Here is a 17,000-nt window from a genome sequence, read left to right as displayed (position 1 = left end):
ATTCGCTGGGCTTTTTTTAAATCACGGTTACATGTATTCAGGACCGAAGCCGTTGGTCCAAATAATCGCTGAGGTTACCATGAGTACAACCAGCATGATTAAGCCAGCAGTAACAACCGAAGAAGCATATAAAAAGCCGCGCTCTTCCGGAATGTGCATCAAAATGGGCACGCCTGAGTAGAGCAGGTAAACCGAATAGGCAACACCCGCTAAAAACACCATAGTGACGAACCACAATTCTGGGTACAATGACGCAATACCTGACATGATGACAGGCGTCGCTGTGTAGGCAGCCAGCTCTAGTGATTGGGTAAAGGTTGGCGCAGCGCCAAAGGTTTTTGCCATCCAATGAATTAAATAAGCGAGTGCAAAGGTTGCTGCGATTATGCCAACGTACATGGCAACGGCCATCAACATGGCACTGTTTTGAGTTAAAAAGGTGACTTCACGTGCGCCAATGCTCCAACCAATATGTGCGGATGCATAGTAAGCCGCCGCGCATGGTAACAACGCAACAATTAAGATGTGACTTAGTGCAAAGCTCATGCTTTCGTGACGTTGATCAATCGATTTCCATTCATCAACTGGATGAGCGTAAAGGCCCCAAATGTGATTTAAAATCATGACATACCTCAACTTCTGTTGTTGTCTGTAGTTACAGTTATTATTTTTTGACGCTTTTTTGTGCGCCTTACATTCAATATTGGTCGGATTTTCAACAGAGTCAAGCCATTTTGATGCAAATAACCATATTTAATTTGTGTGATTAAAATTTAACCAGTTTTTTAACCCTGAGAGTTTAAAGAGAGCTTATCGTGGAGTCTTTGCTACAACCAATTCGTCAGTTTCTTCATTGTGACACGCCGCGCGAGTGGATAGAAGCTGCCCGCGAGCCAGAAAACCTATCGATATTACTGATTGATCATTTAGTTTGCGAGCTCAAGGCCGCGCAATCAGCGATGTTACTGATTCGTCGTTACGCAGATGATGCGGCAAGTGGCGATGCGCTATTGGCTTGGTTAAAGCCTTATGAAGATTTCACTTATCGGATGCAGGGGGATTGGCGACAGTTAGCTGCCCATGAGCGCCTGACAAAAGCGATGTTGCCAAAGCGAGATGCGCCGTATAGCCAAGAACTTATTGATAAAATGGTATTGCTTATCAAAGAGGAGCTGCATCATTTTTATCAAGTGCTGGAGATCATGGATGAGCTTGGCATTGCATACGAGAATATCAGCTCAAGCCGCTATGCCAGAGGAATGCTTAAGCACGTGCGTACGCATGAGCCGGCAACATTAATTGATAAATTAATCTGTGGCGCCTACATCGAAGCTCGCTCTTGCGAGCGCTTTGCTGCATTAGCACCTCATGTGGATCCGCAGTTGGCGAAATTTTACGTGAGTTTACTTCGTTCTGAAGCGCGTCATTTCCAAGACTACTTAGAATTGGCTGAGCAACTAGCCGGGCATTCGATTGATGAGCGGGTAAGGTTCTTTGGCGAGGTCGAAGCGCAGTTAATTCAATCACCAGATACCGAGTTTCGTTTTCATAGTGGGCCAGTTTAAGATTTGAGTCCCGCTAATGATTAATTATCAGATGCGAGTGGGCTGACAATGAGTTCGCGCTCTGTGGCGGTTACCTTTAGAAAACTACCTTGTGTGTACCAGTCACCAAGAACAATGCGCTCAGCCATTTCGCCATTAGGTAATCGATGTTGGTGAACCGCTGGTCGATGGGTATGACCATGGATCATGCGTTGAACGTCATGTTCAATAAAGAGTTCGCGAACAGCATGTTCATTGGCATCCATAATTCGCAATTGCTGTTCAGTTAGTGGCTGTTGCGTTTTGCTTGACGCACGTAATTTATTAGCAATACGCATGCGTAAACTGAGCGGCAACGCCAGTAGTAGTTTCTGTACCCAGCGATTACGAATGACTTTACGAAATCGTTGGTAACTGACATCGTCTGTGCACAACGTGTCGCCGTGGAGAATAAGGGTCGGTACACCATACAGATCGACGATGCTTGGCTCTTTGAGTAGCTTGATGCCGGTGATTTGTGAAAATCGTGGGCCAATCAAAAAATCACGGTTACCAGCAATGAAATAAACTGGAACCCCGCTGTCGGTTAATTGCCGCAGCGCAACTTGCACTGCAGCAACGAAATCGCTGGTATCATCATCGCCAATCCACGCATCAAATAAATCGCCAAGAATATACAAAGCGTCGGCGTGAATTGCTTGCTCTTGCAAAAAGCGCTGAAACAAACCGGTAATATCCGGTCGCGCAGGACTTAAATGCAAATCGGAGATGAACCAAGTTGTCATGGCTTACTCGCTGATTGTCGCGCTTTTAATAATCACGTCATCAACCGGAACATCTTGATGGAAGCCTGCGTGGCTAGTACGAACAGCTTCAATCGCAGTAACAACGTCCATGCCTTCAACAACTTCAGCAAAGACGCAGTATCCCCAGCCACCCATGCTTTCATTTTTGAAGTTAAGGAAATCGTTATCAGCAACGTTAATAAAGAACTGCGCGGTAGCTGAATGTGGATCTTGCGTACGTGCCATAGCAACGGTGCCACGATTGTTTTTCAAACCATTGTTCGCTTCGTTTTTAACCGGCGCGTGAGTCGGCTTTTGCACCATCTCTAGATTAAAACCACCACCTTGAATCATAAAGCCACGAATGACACGGTGGAATAACGTATTCTCATAAAAACCTTCACGCACATAAGTCAGGAAGTTTTCCACAGTTTTTGGTGCTTGTTCGGCGAATAACTTTAAGGTGATGTCGCCGTGATTGGTGTGTAGGGTTACCTGCATTGAGGATGCTCCATAATTAGTAACGAAATTGATGTTATATACAGATTTAATTGGTGTTGTAGTTTAGCATTGTTTGTGACCATGGCGCACCTTGCGTTATTATGTCAGCCTCTTTTGAATAGTGTTGTCATGCAGTGAGACAGGAGCAACTGTGCATGTTGAAAGTTTTTAATACGTTAACCCGCCAGAAAGAAGAGTTTAAGCCAATTACGCCAGGTGAAGTAAAGCTATATGTGTGCGGGGTAACTATTTACGATTACTGTCACATTGGTCATGCCCGTACTTATGTAGCCTTTGATGTTGTGGTGCGGTATCTGCGCTCACGTGGTTATAAGGTGAAATATGTTCGTAATATCACAGATGTTGATGACAAAATTATTCGCCGTGCCGCGGAGAATAACGAAAACATTAATGCAGTGACTGAGCGTTACACGCAAGCCATGCATGAAGACTTCGATGCGTTGAATTTGGTTCGACCAGACGTAGAGCCGACAGTTACTGGTCATATGGGCGACATTATCGCCATGATTGAAACACTGATTGCTAATGGTAATGCCTATATTGCTGGCGACGGTGATGTGTTGTTTGATGTGAGTACCTTTACACCGTACGGCAAGCTTAGCCGCCAGAACCTAGAACAACTGCAAGCCGGCGCCCGAGTCGATGTGGCGGATAACAAACAAGACCCACTCGACTTTGTTCTATGGAAACAAGCAAAAGCTGGTGAACCAAGTTGGCCATCGCCATGGGGCGCAGGTCGACCAGGCTGGCACATTGAGTGCTCTGCTATGAATAAACGGCACCTTGGTGAAAACTTCGATATTCATGGCGGTGGTTCCGATTTGATTTTTCCGCACCACGAAAACGAAGTGGCACAAAGCTGCTGTGCAAATCACAGCGACTATGTGAACTATTGGATGCATAGTGGCATGGTGCAGGTTGATGAAGTGAAGATGTCAAAATCCTTAGGAAACTTCTTCACGATTCGCGATGTACTTGCGCAATATGATCCGGAAACCGTGCGATATTTCCTGATTTCCAGCCACTATCGTTCGCAGTTGAACTATTCTAAAGACAACCTTGAGCAGGCGCGCGCTGGTTTAGAACGTCTGTATACCGCTTTACGTGATGCGCCAGAGAGCGGCGTTGATCCAGCACTAACCGCTTCGCACATCGAGCGCTTCAATGCGGCAATGGATGATGACTTTAATGTACCAGAAGCACTATCGGTGTTGTTTGAATTGGCGCGCGAGATAAACCGTACGGTGCAAAGTGAGCCGCAAAAAGCTGCGGCTTACGCCGCACAGCTGCGTGAGTTTGGGCATCTTCTCGGGTTACTTGAACAGCAACCAGAGGCCTTTTTACAAGGTGATGCTGCTGATGTTGATGTGGCAAAAATTGAAGCTTTGATTGCTGAGCGAAATGATGCGCGAGCGGCCAAAGATTGGGCTCGTGCTGATGCAGCGCGTGATGCGTTGAAGTCTATGAATATTGAATTAGAAGATGGTCCAACCGGCACCAAATGGCGCCGCATTTAGGACGCAGCTCCGCTGCGAGATATTAGATATTAGCCGTTAGATATTAGCGAAAGCTAAAAAAGACCAAGCCTGAAAGAACAGAGCTAATATCTAATATCCAATTGCTAATATCGAACTTGATTTTAACGAGGGGTTTAATTATGGCATTTCCAACGGTTAATGTATTTGATAGTTACGCGGCGACAGCCGGTAGCGATTTTGACGCAGTCATTTTAATAGGTGATTTTGCCGAGACGATACCTGACGATTTCAGTGATTACGTGTCGCAGGCGCAGCAATTTGATGCGCGCGTTGGCAAGCACCCATTATTAGTTCCTGCAGATGTGGCCGGTGGTCGTTTGATTCTTGCGCCAACTGGACCATTAACTCGTGATTATGATGATGTTCGAAATATTAGTGACGCTGCTGGCGCCGCTGCACGAATTGCTCAACAAGCGGGTGTTACAAAGCCATTAATGATTGTATTTGGCGTGCCAAGCGAGGCTCGTTATGGCCAAGCGGAAGCCGTTGCTTACTGGGGCTTCTGCCAGGCTTTATATGAGCCACTAGAAGCACGTGAATATCATGGTGAAGAGGTGCTGGAAACCGTCACCAGCGTCGGAATTGTCGGCGCATTAGATGAAACTTGGTTGCAAGCTGTCGAAGCCGGTAAACGGGTAGCTCGCGATTTGGCGGGCACGGAACCTGAGCGCATGGCACCGCCGCGTTTTGCGGAATATTGCCAACAGGCGTTTGCGCATTCTCCGGTACGTGTCACCGTTATTGACGACGTGCAGCAACTTCAACATGAATATCCGCTACTGATGGCAGTAGCGCGAGCATCGTTAGGCGTTACGCGTCACCAACCATGTGTCGTGCGTTTAGAATATAAAGCCCCGGCAGCAGAGCAAACGTTAATGTTTGCTGGGAAAGGTATTGTTTACGATACCGGTGGTGCGGATGTGAAAACCGGTGGCCATATGGCTGGTATGAGCCGCGACAAAGGTGGCGCTGCTGGCGTAGCCGGTTTTGTAAAAACGGTCGCCGAGATGCGACCAGAAACCTTAAACGTAGTGGCTGAACTGGGAATTGTACGCAATAGTATTGGTGCTGATGCCTTTGTAGCTGATGAAATTATTACCGCGCACAGCGGTGTAAGAGTGCGTATTGGTAACACCGATGCGGAAGGTCGTTTAGTGTTAGCTGATTTGCTATCACATCTACGCGAAGAAGCAACGGATTATCCTCGTCCACAATTATTTAGTGTGGCAACGTTAACGGGACATGCTGCATTAGCGAAGGGGCCATATACGGCATTGATCCCGAATGGGCCAGCGCGCGTAAATGAAGTGACAGAAAAACTATGGGAAGCTGGTGAAGTGTATGGCGACCCGACGGAAATTTCATGGTCACGACGTGAAGACTACGATTTTGTGCGTCCGCGAACCAAAGCAGACGACACGCTATCGAGTAATAACGGACCTTCAGCAACAACCAAACGCGGGCACCAATTTCCGATGGCATTTTTAGCAATTGCTTCAGGATTGGATAAGCATGGTACTGATAGTCAACAACCGCTGCCTTATGTGCATGTCGATATTGCTGGTAGTGGTGTGGAAGGTGGTGATTGGCAACACGGAAAGCCAACTGCAGCCCCGGTGACTTGTTTTGCTGGATGTTATTTACACCAATAACGCAGACATCTTATTAACGGGAGATTCTCAATGCGTGGTTTGAAACTAGGATTAGTGAGTGCAGTTTTATTGTTTACAACAACGATGACTCAAGCACAGTCAAATATGGATGACGTGGAGATTAAAGCCACGCAATTGAGTGAACGAGTTTATATGCTAACTGGCATGGGCGGCAATATCGGCGTTTATGTTGGTGATGACGGCGTGGTTATGATTGACGCGCAATATAAAGGCCTAGCTGATAAAATTTCAGCAGCAATTGCAGAAATCTCTTCGCAACCCATTCGCACTTTAGTAAATACCCACTTTCATGGTGATCACACGGATGGCAACGCTGCATTTGCAAAGCAAGGCGTGAAAGTCGTGGCACATGAAAATGTGAAAACGCGTTTGGCCGCAAATGAGAAGTTTGATCGCGAAGGCCTTCCGACCATTACGTTTGATAAAGCACTTGAAGTAAAAACTGGTTCAACGGCTGTAAGATTGAAGCATTATCCGAACGGTCACACTGATGGTGATGTCGTGGTTTGGTTCCCTAGCAGCAACGTGATTCATGCCGGTGACTTGTTTTTTGTGGATCGCTTTCCGTTCATTGACTTGAATGCTGGCGGCAACGTTCAAGGCTTTATCGATAACGTTCGTGCGGTCATCGCAGATATTGATGGGGATACCCAAATCATTCCTGGTCATGGCGGCTTATCAAAGCGTAGTGACTGGTTGCGTTTGGTGCATATGATTGAAGCGACACGCGAAGAAGTGATGACGATGAAAGAACAAGGCTTGAGTGAAGACGAAGCTGTGGCAAAAGGTTTGAGTGACCAATGGGCCGATTGGGCATGGAACTTTATCACTGAAGAGCGTTGGATTCGTACACTTTACAAATAACGCTATGATTTTCTGATGGACAAAAAAAAGCCGCTTGATGCGGCTTTTTTTATGCAAATAAATATTACGCCGGTGTTTCGATTGGTAGTGCGTCGAGCTCGGCTTTCGTTTTACCGTGCGGTTGGGGCGTGCGAGTTTCTGGATCAATATGAACGAAGACAATATCATCGGCCACACAAATGTTTTGTTTGGTTTGTTTGTTGCGAACCACACAAGTGAGGGTAACAGACGTTATGCCGACTTTTTTCACGCCCAAACCGAATTCAACCACGTCGCCTTGATAGGCCGATGTTTCAAACGCAATAGCGCCGATGTGTTTGGTAACTAAACTTTTTGCATCGAGTTGGCAAGCAGCAAAAATATAGGCTTCTTCGTCAATCCATTCGAGAATACGGCCACCAAATAAAGAGCCGGCAAAGTTAAGGTCGTTCGGCATAACGAGGCGACGAGATAAAAAGCGCATCAATGTTCACTCCTTGTGGGTTGGGATGCGCTTAGTATAACGTATTCATGAAACTTATCGTAAGTGTCGATTGAAAAACTCGGTGATCAATTGATAGCGATGGATACTCGCCTCACGGCCCCGAATTCCGTGGGCTTTACCAGGGTAGGCCATCATTTCAAATGGAATCATCGATTGTTGCAATCGGTGAGCTAGCATCGCGGTATGGGTAAATAGGACGTTATCATCAGCCATACCATGATAAATCATCAGGGGCTTGTTAAGGCTATCCGCATAGGTCAATACATTCGCTTGTTCATAGCCTTCAGGGTTATCCTGCGGTGTTCCCATGTAGCGTTCGGTATAGTGCGTGTCATAGAGAGCCCAATCGGTAACAGGCGCTCCAGCCACCGCCGCAGAGAATAACTCAGGTGCCCGCATGATTAAATGTAATGCCATGTAGCCACCGTAGCTATGTCCAAATACACCAATGCGATTGCTATTCACATAAGGTTGTTTAGCTAGCCATTGTGCACCAACCTTTTGGTCTGCCACTTCGAGCTCACTAAGTTGGCGATAAATGCCACTTTCAAACTGCCGACCACGATTGCCACTACCGCGATTATCTAATTTAAAGACAACGTAGCCTTGTTGCACAAGATATTGCGTGAAGTAATCGCCCCAGCTATTGGTAACACGTTGCGCACGAGGGCCGCCGTAGACCATCACGATGGCTGGATGATTCTGATTATCTGCAACTTGAGCTGGTTTATTAATTTGATAGTACAACCGCTGGCCATCTTCGGCTTCTAAATGACCGAATTCGGGATAGCTCCACGTTGCTAAGTACGGGCTAAGCGGATGGTTTTGGTCTAGCCGATTTTCATGCAGCCAAGTGATACGTTCACCAGTCGGTCCATGCAGACTGACCTGAGGTGGCTGTCGGCTACTTGAAAAGTAATCGATATAGCTGCGCCCATCGGCAGCAAATACCACCTCATGCATGCCTGCTCGGCTACTCAGTTGACTCGGCTGCCCGGGTGAACTGTTATTTAAATTCGCGCGATATAAATGGCGCTCTAATGGTGTTTGTTTTCGACCGGTAAAGTAGACAACCCCAGTAATTTCATCAACATGGCTTAGGTTATCAACCATCCAGTCGCCACTGGTTAATTGCCGAATGAGGCTACCATCAGTGCGATAAAGGTAAAGATGCTTAAAACCACTGCGCTCAGAAGCCCAAATAAAATATCGGCTATCGCTTAAAAAATAGAGGTCATCGTGTAAATTAACCCAAGTCGCGCTGGTTTCTTCTAGAATTGGCTTTGGCGACTTTTCATTTAATGAATGCAGAAAAAGCGTCAGTTTGTTCTGGCTACGGTTTTGCCACTGATAGCTGAAACTTTGGCTATTTGGAAGCCACTTAACGCGTGCTAAATACCCCGGTTCATCATGTTGTTCGGTTAAGTCTATCCAACGAATAGATACCGGCTCGGTCGGTGATTCTTCGTCGTCGCTTTTCGGTAGTGCCTCGTTAACATTTAGCCAACCCAGATCGATTGTGACGTTGTTGGTACCGGCCGCAGGGTAGTGTTGTTCAACGAGCTCAGTGCGTTCAGCGTAAACATCAACCCGTTGTTGAATTTCAACAGGTGATAAATCAATGCGCGTCAACGCAATTTGCTGCTCATTCGGGCTCCACCAATAGCCAGTCATGCGTTTCATTTCTTCTTGCGCAACAAACTCTGCCGTCGCAAATTGTTCCGTTTCCGATTGGCGCTGCGTTAATTGATATGTCTCTCCTGACGCACGTTCGATGATAAATAAGTTGTAATCATGAACAAAGCTGATGAAATTACCTTGCGGCGAAAAGCGCGGGTCAGTTGCGAACGTGTTAGATGGGGTTAACCGATTTACCTTGCGGTTTTCTAAGTTAAATAAATAGAGTTCACCATTTAGAGGAAATAATAGCGCATCACCATCAGGGGACCACTGGTAATCGACGATGCCGCTTGCTTGAATCCGTAAGCGCTCGCGCCGCGCCTTTTCTTCGGCCGACAAGCGTTGATTCGGATCAAGTAAATCAGCTGCTTTGACGATAATGCGATGTTTATTTTCGCGCACATCATACAACCATAAATCTTGCACACTTGGGTTCTCTGCCGAGCCTGCTAAATAGCTAATCTGTTGGCCCGAAGGGGCGAACTGAATTTGTTGTGGTGCTTGGGTGGAAAGGTTGGGTGCTGAGAATATCCTCTCAATTGAGAGTGGTTCAATTTGTTGTATCGCATTTTGCGGGAGTGGCTTTGCGCCTATTGCAACACTAACGAACGTGCAGAGAATGAATAAAGATTGTATTACACGAGTACAACGCATTGCGACCTAGCCCTGATTATTGAATCAACAATGACAGTTTATCAAAGCTAGGCGCAATACTTGTTACAGTGCGATAAAGCGCACGGTGAGTGCGCTAGAATTCACCTCGTATACCAATACTAAAGTTACGACCGCGCATTGGTGCATCCTCTTTTAAGAATGAAGAATGCACGTAGCCGAGTTCATCCGTGAGGTTATCAGCTTTAACATAAACGCTAATATTTTGCTTAGCGAGTGCTTGTGGGAACCAGTTAAACTGTGCATTCAACAAGCCAAAGCTTGCCGTTTGTTCTTCAAGGGCCGCGACATAAGTTTGTTTGTTATACCAAGTGTAGCCAAGTTTGGTTTCCCAACGGTCGGCAGAATATCGAAGTTCTGCACCAATGCGTTGAGAAGGAATACGCGGTAAGTTTTCGCCGCCATCACGAACTTTGGCTCTAACGTAATCGCTGAATCCGTGTAATTGCCACTGATCGTTAAACTCATATCGCGTGCTCAACTCATAACCATAGAGATCGACATCGCGCTGCACGTAACTAATGACCGGGAGGCCGTCGTCGTGGTCGTGGTCGTGGTCGTGTTCGCCACCTAGTTCACCTTCGTCGCCGTGTGCGTCGCCATGCTCGTCTTCCAATTCAAGGTCAACGCTATTAATGTTTGTAAACGCGCCATATACGAAGTCATTTACGCGGTTATAAAACACATTCCAGTCCATGTGGAATTTGTTGTAATCCAGATGGATTCCGACATCGATGTTGTTTGACATTTCAACTTCTGGTGCGACTTCAGCTGGTTCGATGTGATAAACATGTTCAGCTTCTTCATGCACCGCATAGGCGAGACCAATTTCGTACGTTTGTGTGGCCAAATGAGCGCCATTGGAAAGCAATTCGTTTGCTGAAGGTGCACGTTGCGCATGGCTTAGATTCGTTGATAGCTGCATACCCTCAACCAATGGGTAGGTAAAACCAACTGATGCAGATATCGGCGTAAACGAGTAATCGTTTACATCGACGTCTTCTACGCGCGCTCCGAGCTGCCAATTTAGATTATCGAACTTGCGTTCGAGTAACCAAAATAGTCCGTGTTTAGTGGTAGAGGAGTTTGGCGTATAGGCCTCTTCGCCAAAAGCTTCTTGTTCTTGGTCGAAATAATGATAACCAAAGGCGCCCTCCCAGCCATAAAGGGCTTCATGATTTGCGGTTAATCGCAGTTCATGCTGATTATTAGTAAACGTAGTACTTGGTGCGCCATCTTCAATTTCTTGGTGTTGGTAGTCAGTAAAGCCATAACGCAACTCAACACGTTCAATTGAGTTGAAAGGATTTACCCAACCGCCGTGAACTTGAATACGATTTTGCCACATGTCAGCATAAGGACCTGCTTCAGTATGCTCATCGGCACCTGCAGGTTCATCTTCGCTGTGTTCATCCTCGCCATGAGCGTGGCCGGGAATACCATATTGTTGTTCTAAGCGACCGTAGGATGCTCCTAAATAACCACTATCGAAAATATAGCTCACACCGATATTGGCACCTTGGGCATCGATAAAACTGTTTTCAATTTCGTCAGTAGTTTCACCTTCATCATTGGTAAACTCTGGTACTTGGTAGTCATCGCTACGGCGTTTGAAGGCATCAAAGTGCCATACTGTATTTTTATGGTCACCGGTAAAGCCAACGGTGCCTTCGCGCAAGTTGCTCGCGCTATCAAATTTGGTTCCATAGAACCCTTGCGCTCCGCCGGTTAATTCTTGAGCAATACGATTATCAACTACGTTGACTACTCCGCCAATCGCACCAGAACCATAGAGAAGCGTTGCGGGACCGCGGAAAATTTCAATTTGTTCAGCAACTGACGTTTCAGTTGTTACTGCGTGATCAGGCGAGCCGCGCGAAACATCGCCGCTATCAAGGCCATTTTGCGTTATTTTAACGCGCGGGCCGTCTAATCCGCGGATAATTGGGCTACTGGCGACCCCAGCAAAATGCGTCGCATTGACACCTGGCTCCTGCGCTAGCGTTTCACCGAGCGTATGTGCGTGCTGTTCACGCAACTCATCGCCTGCCATCACCGAGATCGGTTGTGCTGATTCTAAAGCTGTTCTATTTAACGGGCTGGCGGTAACAACAATCACTTCCGTATCTTCGTGCTCATGAGCTTCTTGCTCAGTCTGTTGCGCTGATAAAGACGCGCTTGCCGTCAAACTGACAAAACTTGTTACGAATATTGCCAATGGGCTTTTACGAAACTGCGATACCATGGGTTGAAATCTCCGATAAACTGCTTGTGTTGTAATGTTATAATATAACACTACATCAAGTTTTATCTTCTCGCAAGCGCTAGTATGCGGTGCAGAGGTTGGTTACACTCTCGGAGACCTTTTAATAATGACAATAATTGGACGTTAACTATGCGATTTTTTTCTTATATCGGTGCTATTGCGGTAGCACTGAGCCTCTCGGCTTGTGCCGATGAATCTCCATCGAATGAAGCAGTTAGTGCTGACGCTTTGGCATTACAAGCGCATCTTGAATTTTTGGCCAGCGATGATCTTGAGGGGCGCGACACCGGAAGCCGTGGCCATGAGATTGCGGCGAAGTACATTGCTGCTAAGTTTAAAAGCTTAGGTTTGGAACCTGCTGGCGATGACGGAACATACTTTCAGCGCATTAAATTTCGCCGCAGTTTTCTTGAAGAAAACAGTGCGTCGTTCACTTTGAACACCGGTGAAGACGAAATCAGTCTCGATTATCCGAAAGAATTTATTACTGGCCCCAGTGCATACAGTGAAGAAGATGACGTTGAAGCGCCATTAGTTTTCGTAGGTTACGGATTGGTTTCAGAAGCTTTTGGTATTAATGACTACGAAGGTCTTGATGTTGAAGGCAAGATTGTGGTTATGGTGAGTGGCCGTCCGGAAGAGCTTCCTAGCGAAGAGGGCGCTCATTTAAATAGTAGCAAAACAAAGTTCGCGGCAGAGCGCGGAGCGGTTGGCATCATTAATTTGCATACGCCGGCTCGTGAGAAGGTGCGTCCGTTCGAAGTTAGCGTGATGTATCAGCGTGCACCAAGCGTTCGTTGGTTACATCCAAACGGTGAACCTAACGTTGCGTTTAAGAATATCGCTGCATCAGCCTATGTTCAGCATGAAGCTGCTGAAAAATTATTCGTAAACGCGCCAGTTCAGCTTGAAGAAATTTTTGCCCAGCTGGAAGCAGGTGAATCGCCAAAAGGATTTGATTTAGGCGTAAGTGCCCGATTGCAACGTGCATCGCGTCACGAAGAAATAAGCAGCCCTAATGTAGCCGCCGTATTACCTGGCAGCGACGACAAATTAAAAAATGAATATGTGCTATATACCGCTCACTCAGATCACATTGGCATGACCAAAGATTTAAGCCAAGACGATCACATCAATAACGGCGCCATGGATAATGCTTCAGGTGTATCGGTGATGCTCGAAACAGCGCGTATGTTTAAAGAGAGCGGTCAGCAGCCGAAGCGCTCCATTATGTTTTTATCAATTACTGCCGAGGAACGCGGTCTGCTCGGCGCTGATTATTTCGCACACCACCCAACCGTGCCGTTGAGTCAGATTGTGGCAAACGTCAACCTTGATATGCCGGTATTACTGTATGACTTCGCTGATGTGATTGCGTTTGGCTCAACGCATTCGACTCTTGGTGATACGGTTGCGCGAGCTGCTGGTCAATTCGGTATTGATTTGAGCGAAGACCCAATGCCAGAACAGGCGATTTTCACCCGTTCAGATCACTATCCATTTGTGAAAAAAGGTGTACCTGCCGTATTTTTGATGACCGGATTCACTTCTAAAACGGAAGGTGAAGATGGCGGTGAAGTTTGGGGTGAATTCTTTGCTGAGCATTATCACCGTCCAAGTGATCAACCAGACTTACCAATTAATTATGAAGCCGGTGTTACTTTCACCAATATTAACTTTGCAATTGGTCAAGAAATAGCGAATCAAGTGGAACGTCCTCGCTGGTTACCAGAGAGTTTCTTCTCGCAGCTTGATTAAAAAACGGCTGATTATAAAGTGAGCAGGGGCGTTGCTTTTTTGAGCGACGCCTTTTTTTTATCGGATATATCCCGCAAAACAACTAATTTTCATTGTCCTTTTCCCTCGTCTTGGTAGTTTGCTTCGCCTTTTGCTCGAAAGAGCGGGAGATTTGGTAAGAGCAGCGAAGCTCTTACAACAAAAAATAACTAAGACTTTATCTGGAGAGATGATGAAAAATAGTCGTATCGCCAAATCGGTACGTCTTGCGCTAGTGTTTGGCGCTGCTTCAACGCTGTTTTCAACAGGCGCGATGGCACAAGACGTAACTGATGCGGAAGAAAATATCGACACGGAAGAGCGTGCAGAGCGCATTACCGTTGTCGGTTCGCGTATTCGTTCTGATGGTTTAGATAATGATTCGCCACTTGAAGTGATTTCAACAGAAATTGCAGTCGAGCAGGGGTTAGGCACGTTAGGTGAATTGTTGCGTACGTCAACCGTTGCATCTGGTTCAAACCAGTTAACTTCTGCAATGTCGGTTGGCAGCGTGACGGAAGGTGGTGCTGGTAACGAATCGATTTCAATGCGCGGTCTTGGAGCCAACCGTACCTTGGTATTGTTGAATGGTCGTCGTGCAGGACCTGCTGGAACGCGTGGTCAGGTTGCAGCGTTCGATATGAACTCGATTCCAGTATCTGCGGTTGAACGTGTTGAAATCCTGAAAGATGGCGCTTCATCTTTGTATGGCTCTGATGCGGTTGCAGGTGTTATCAACATCATTACCAAAAAAGGTGATGACTCATCGTTCAACGTTAGTGCTAACCAGCCAATGGAATCGGGCGGCGAGAACTACCGTTTGAACGGTACGATTGGTCGTGCGTATAGCAAAGGTTCGGTACGTTTAGTTGCTGATTACCGAGTACAACAAGAACTCGCACGCGGCGATCGTGACCATTTTGCCTGTGGTCAGCGCATGTATTTTGACCAAGAAACCGGCGAACGTGCTGATCCAATCGATCCGCGTACGGGCGATTACCACTGTAACGATTTGCCATACGGTATGTGGATGTGGGATTACGGCGCAGAAGACTATATCTCGCTAATTCAAAACTACGATTATGATGGCTCAAAAACTGCAGCTGGTTTACCAACCTATGATCCGCAAAACCCAGGTGATATTGCGGTTCCTGAGGGCTGGTTCCCAGTTGGCTACGATAAAGTAAGCGATGGTTGGTCAGACGCTGATCACCCATTCCAAGACTTAGAAAGCATGATTCCACGCACTGAAGCGTGGTCACTGTATGGTCAGGCTGATTATGATTTGACCGACACCGTACGTTTTTACTCAGAGTTCTTGCATAGCCGTCGTGAAACTAAAATCAACAGCTATCGCCAATTCTGGGAACCGTTCATCCCAGCTTGGTATGGTTTAGTTGAAGGTTGGGATGGTTATGTTGCCCTTGATCCAACTGCGGTAACCGACCATTCAGGTAGCACCACCACCATCGATTATACTCGCGGCGTTTTGGGCCTTGAAGGTTCCATTGGTTTTTGGAACTGGGACGTCTCTTGGCAGCGCAGCTTAAGCAGCGGTACTTATGCGACCAAAATCATCTATCAAGATGCTTTGGAAATGGCTGCAAATGCAATTTGGGGTGATCCGTGTGAAGGTGAACTCTCGCCAATTTCACAGCGTGAATGCTATGCGGTTGATTTCTTCGACCCAGAATACTTACGCGGAAACTTTGATCAAGGCACGCGCGACTTCTTGTTTGGCGTAGACCACGGTAAAACAATCTATAAGCAAGACACTGTTGATGCTTATATTACCGGTGACTTGTTCGACTTGCCTGCAGGTACTGTTGCAACAGCTGTTGGTATGGCTTACCAAACCGATGAAATCGTTGATACTCCAGGGGAAGCTACCTTAGCGAAAAACTCATGGGGTATGAGTAGCGCCGGTATTACTGCTGGTCGTCAAACCACAGTAGCTGCCTACGGTGAAGTTCAAGTACCAGTACTCCGTGACCTACCAGGTATTTACAACTTGGATGTAACGGGTTCTGCGCGCTGGACTGACGTAAACACCTACGGTAACGATACCACCTTTAAATTAGGCGTGAACTGGGCGATTACCGATAGCTTCCGAGTTCGTGCGTCGCGCGGTACATCGTTCCGTTCGCCAGCCTTGTTCGAATTGTACCTCGGTGACCAATCAGCATTCTTCGATCAGCGTAGCGATCCTTGCTGGAACTGGGCACAGCGTGAACAAGACGGCACCATCAACCCAACTGTACTGGCGAACTGTCAAGCAGATGGCATTCCAGGTGATTATGCTCAGGACTTCGGTTCAGGTACAGCATACACTGGCGGCGGCGCTGGCACATTACGTGCAGAAACCTCTGTTTCTGAAGGTATCGGTTTTGTTTGGTCGAGCCCTGAAGGCGTGTGGGCAACCTCGGTTGACTACTACAATGTTCAAATCGATAACCAAGTTGACGATTTGTCAGGCGTCCAGATTCTGAACCTGTGCTATACCTCTGAAAACTTCGAAAATGAACCATTCTGCGATCGCTTTACTCGTAACGACGGTAGCGAATCAGGCAACTGGGGTATCGACGAAGTGTATGGCGGCTACGTGAACGTTGCTAGCCAGAAAGTTCGTGGTATTGATACTGTCGTGAGCTATCAGGATGAAACTGATGCCGGTTTCTTGCGTGTACGTCTTGACCACACCGTTCAAATTGAACGTACTTATCGTCAATTTGAAGATAGTGCGCCAATTCAATACGTTGGTCGTTTAGGTAACCCACGCCACTCGGGTTCATTAACCGTATCACTTGAGCGTGATAGCTGGTCATATACCTGGGCTGCTCGTTACGTCGGTAAAGTAAACGATTACGATCGTTTCGCAAACGGCAATGAGACAACGTATCGTGGTACACCGGTAACCTTCATTGCTGAAGCACCGACCACGGTTTATCACACAGCGTCAGTCAACAAAAGTTTCGACAACAATGTTGATGTTACTTTAGGTATGACAAATGTGTTTGATAAGAAGCCTCCGATGGGTAGCCCATCAGCTGCTTACACCGTTGGTAATGCCATGTTGTACTCGCAGTACGATCAACTGGGTCGCCAGTTGTTCTTGAATGTTGGTTACTCGTTCTAAGCGATATAGCCATTCGTTCATAATAAAAACGCCAGCATGATGCTGGCGTTTTTTGTTCTT

The 17,000-nt window shown here is 46.7% G+C and carries 12 protein-coding genes; 6 read left to right on the top strand and 6 right to left on the bottom strand.

The annotated features are described in order from the left end of the window. Positions 1–27 precede the first annotated feature (27 nt). The gene (locus LG272_RS10315) at positions 28–624 is read right to left on the bottom strand and encodes a Yip1 family protein (RefSeq protein ID WP_126759229.1); all 597 of its coding nucleotides are present in this window, start codon (positions 622–624) and stop codon (positions 28–30) included. 191 nt (positions 625–815) lie between these two features. Between LG272_RS10315 and miaE the strand changes: the two genes are divergently transcribed. Continuing rightward, positions 816–1,565 (top strand): tRNA isopentenyl-2-thiomethyl-A-37 hydroxylase MiaE, encoded by a 750-nt coding sequence (gene miaE / locus LG272_RS10310; RefSeq protein WP_404408363.1) that lies wholly within the window; start codon positions 816–818, stop codon positions 1,563–1,565. A 20-nt stretch (positions 1,566–1,585) separates the two neighbouring features. Here the strand turns inward: miaE and LG272_RS10305 are convergent, their stop codons facing one another. Then, the gene (locus LG272_RS10305; RefSeq protein ID WP_404408361.1) at positions 1,586–2,329 is read right to left on the bottom strand and encodes a UDP-2,3-diacylglucosamine diphosphatase; all 744 of its coding nucleotides are present in this window, start codon (positions 2,327–2,329) and stop codon (positions 1,586–1,588) included. Between the two features lie 3 nt (positions 2,330–2,332). After that, positions 2,333–2,830: a peptidylprolyl isomerase gene (locus LG272_RS10300; protein ID WP_126759226.1), complete on the bottom strand. Its 498-nt coding sequence runs from the start codon at positions 2,828–2,830 to the stop codon at positions 2,333–2,335. 155 nt (positions 2,831–2,985) lie between these two features. Here LG272_RS10300 and cysS point away from each other — a divergent pair, with 155 nt between their 5' ends. From cysS to LG272_RS10285, 3 genes are all read left to right on the top strand, one after another. Next, positions 2,986–4,368, top strand: coding sequence for a cysteine--tRNA ligase (cysS, locus tag LG272_RS10295; RefSeq protein WP_404408359.1), 1,383 nt, complete (start codon positions 2,986–2,988; stop codon positions 4,366–4,368). Positions 4,369–4,508: 140 nt separating this feature from the next. Further along, a complete protein-coding gene (locus LG272_RS10290) occupies positions 4,509–6,041 on the top strand; it encodes a M17 family metallopeptidase (RefSeq protein ID WP_404408357.1) in 1,533 nt (510 codons plus the stop codon). A gap of 30 nt (positions 6,042–6,071) precedes the next feature. After that, positions 6,072–6,926 (top strand): MBL fold metallo-hydrolase, encoded by an 855-nt coding sequence (locus tag LG272_RS10285; RefSeq protein WP_198678556.1) that lies wholly within the window; start codon positions 6,072–6,074, stop codon positions 6,924–6,926. 64 nt (positions 6,927–6,990) lie between these two features. Here the strand turns inward: LG272_RS10285 and LG272_RS10280 are convergent, their stop codons facing one another. The 3 genes from LG272_RS10280 to LG272_RS10270 all read right to left on the bottom strand — a co-directional run bounded on the left by LG272_RS10280 (position 6,991) and on the right by LG272_RS10270 (position 12,007). Then, entirely contained in the window at positions 6,991–7,389 is a 399-nt protein-coding gene (locus LG272_RS10280) for an acyl-CoA thioesterase (protein ID WP_126759223.1), read from the bottom strand. 54 nt (positions 7,390–7,443) lie between these two features. Continuing rightward, the gene (locus LG272_RS10275; protein WP_404408354.1) at positions 7,444–9,516 is read right to left on the bottom strand and encodes an alpha/beta fold hydrolase; all 2,073 of its coding nucleotides are present in this window, start codon (positions 9,514–9,516) and stop codon (positions 7,444–7,446) included. 322 nt (positions 9,517–9,838) lie between these two features. Then, a complete protein-coding gene (locus tag LG272_RS10270; RefSeq protein WP_404408352.1) occupies positions 9,839–12,007 on the bottom strand; it encodes a TonB-dependent receptor domain-containing protein in 2,169 nt (722 codons plus the stop codon). A gap of 150 nt (positions 12,008–12,157) precedes the next feature. On the opposite strand from LG272_RS10270, the gene LG272_RS10265 reads away from it, so the two are divergent. Together LG272_RS10265 and LG272_RS10260 are read left to right on the top strand one after the other, a co-directional pair. Beyond that, the gene (locus LG272_RS10265; RefSeq protein ID WP_404408350.1) at positions 12,158–13,786 is read left to right on the top strand and encodes a M28 family metallopeptidase; all 1,629 of its coding nucleotides are present in this window, start codon (positions 12,158–12,160) and stop codon (positions 13,784–13,786) included. Between the two features lie 208 nt (positions 13,787–13,994). Next, complete coding sequence (locus LG272_RS10260; protein ID WP_404408348.1) at positions 13,995–16,940, top strand: TonB-dependent receptor domain-containing protein; 2,946 nt, start codon at positions 13,995–13,997, stop codon at positions 16,938–16,940. The last annotated feature ends 60 nt before the right edge of the window (positions 16,941–17,000 follow it).

It is taken from the genome of Pseudidiomarina marina (assembly GCF_044807045.1).
Taxonomy (GTDB): domain Bacteria; phylum Pseudomonadota; class Gammaproteobacteria; order Enterobacterales; family Alteromonadaceae; genus Pseudidiomarina; species Pseudidiomarina marina.
This window is presented reverse-complemented; position numbering and strand designations above follow the sequence as displayed.

Bases quoted from the DNA above. Each gene is read 5' to 3' on its own strand.
- LG272_RS10270 (WP_404408352.1), bottom strand. From the start codon at position 12,007: ATGGTATCGCAGTTTCGTAAAAGCCCATTGGCAATATTCGTAACAAGT.
- LG272_RS10315 (WP_126759229.1), bottom strand. From the start codon at position 624: ATGATTTTAAATCACATTTGGGGCCTTTACGCTCATCCAGTTGATGAA.
- LG272_RS10265 (WP_404408350.1), top strand. From the start codon at position 12,158: ATGCGATTTTTTTCTTATATCGGTGCTATTGCGGTAGCACTGAGCCTC.
- cysS (WP_404408359.1), top strand. From the start codon at position 2,986: ATGTTGAAAGTTTTTAATACGTTAACCCGCCAGAAAGAAGAGTTTAAG.
- LG272_RS10290 (WP_404408357.1), top strand. From the start codon at position 4,509: ATGGCATTTCCAACGGTTAATGTATTTGATAGTTACGCGGCGACAGCC.
- LG272_RS10305 (WP_404408361.1), bottom strand. From the start codon at position 2,329: ATGACAACTTGGTTCATCTCCGATTTGCATTTAAGTCCTGCGCGACCG.
- LG272_RS10280 (WP_126759223.1), bottom strand. From the start codon at position 7,389: ATGCGCTTTTTATCTCGTCGCCTCGTTATGCCGAACGACCTTAACTTT.
- LG272_RS10260 (WP_404408348.1), top strand. From the start codon at position 13,995: ATGATGAAAAATAGTCGTATCGCCAAATCGGTACGTCTTGCGCTAGTG.
- LG272_RS10285 (WP_198678556.1), top strand. From the start codon at position 6,072: ATGCGTGGTTTGAAACTAGGATTAGTGAGTGCAGTTTTATTGTTTACA.
- LG272_RS10300 (WP_126759226.1), bottom strand. From the start codon at position 2,830: ATGCAGGTAACCCTACACACCAATCACGGCGACATCACCTTAAAGTTA.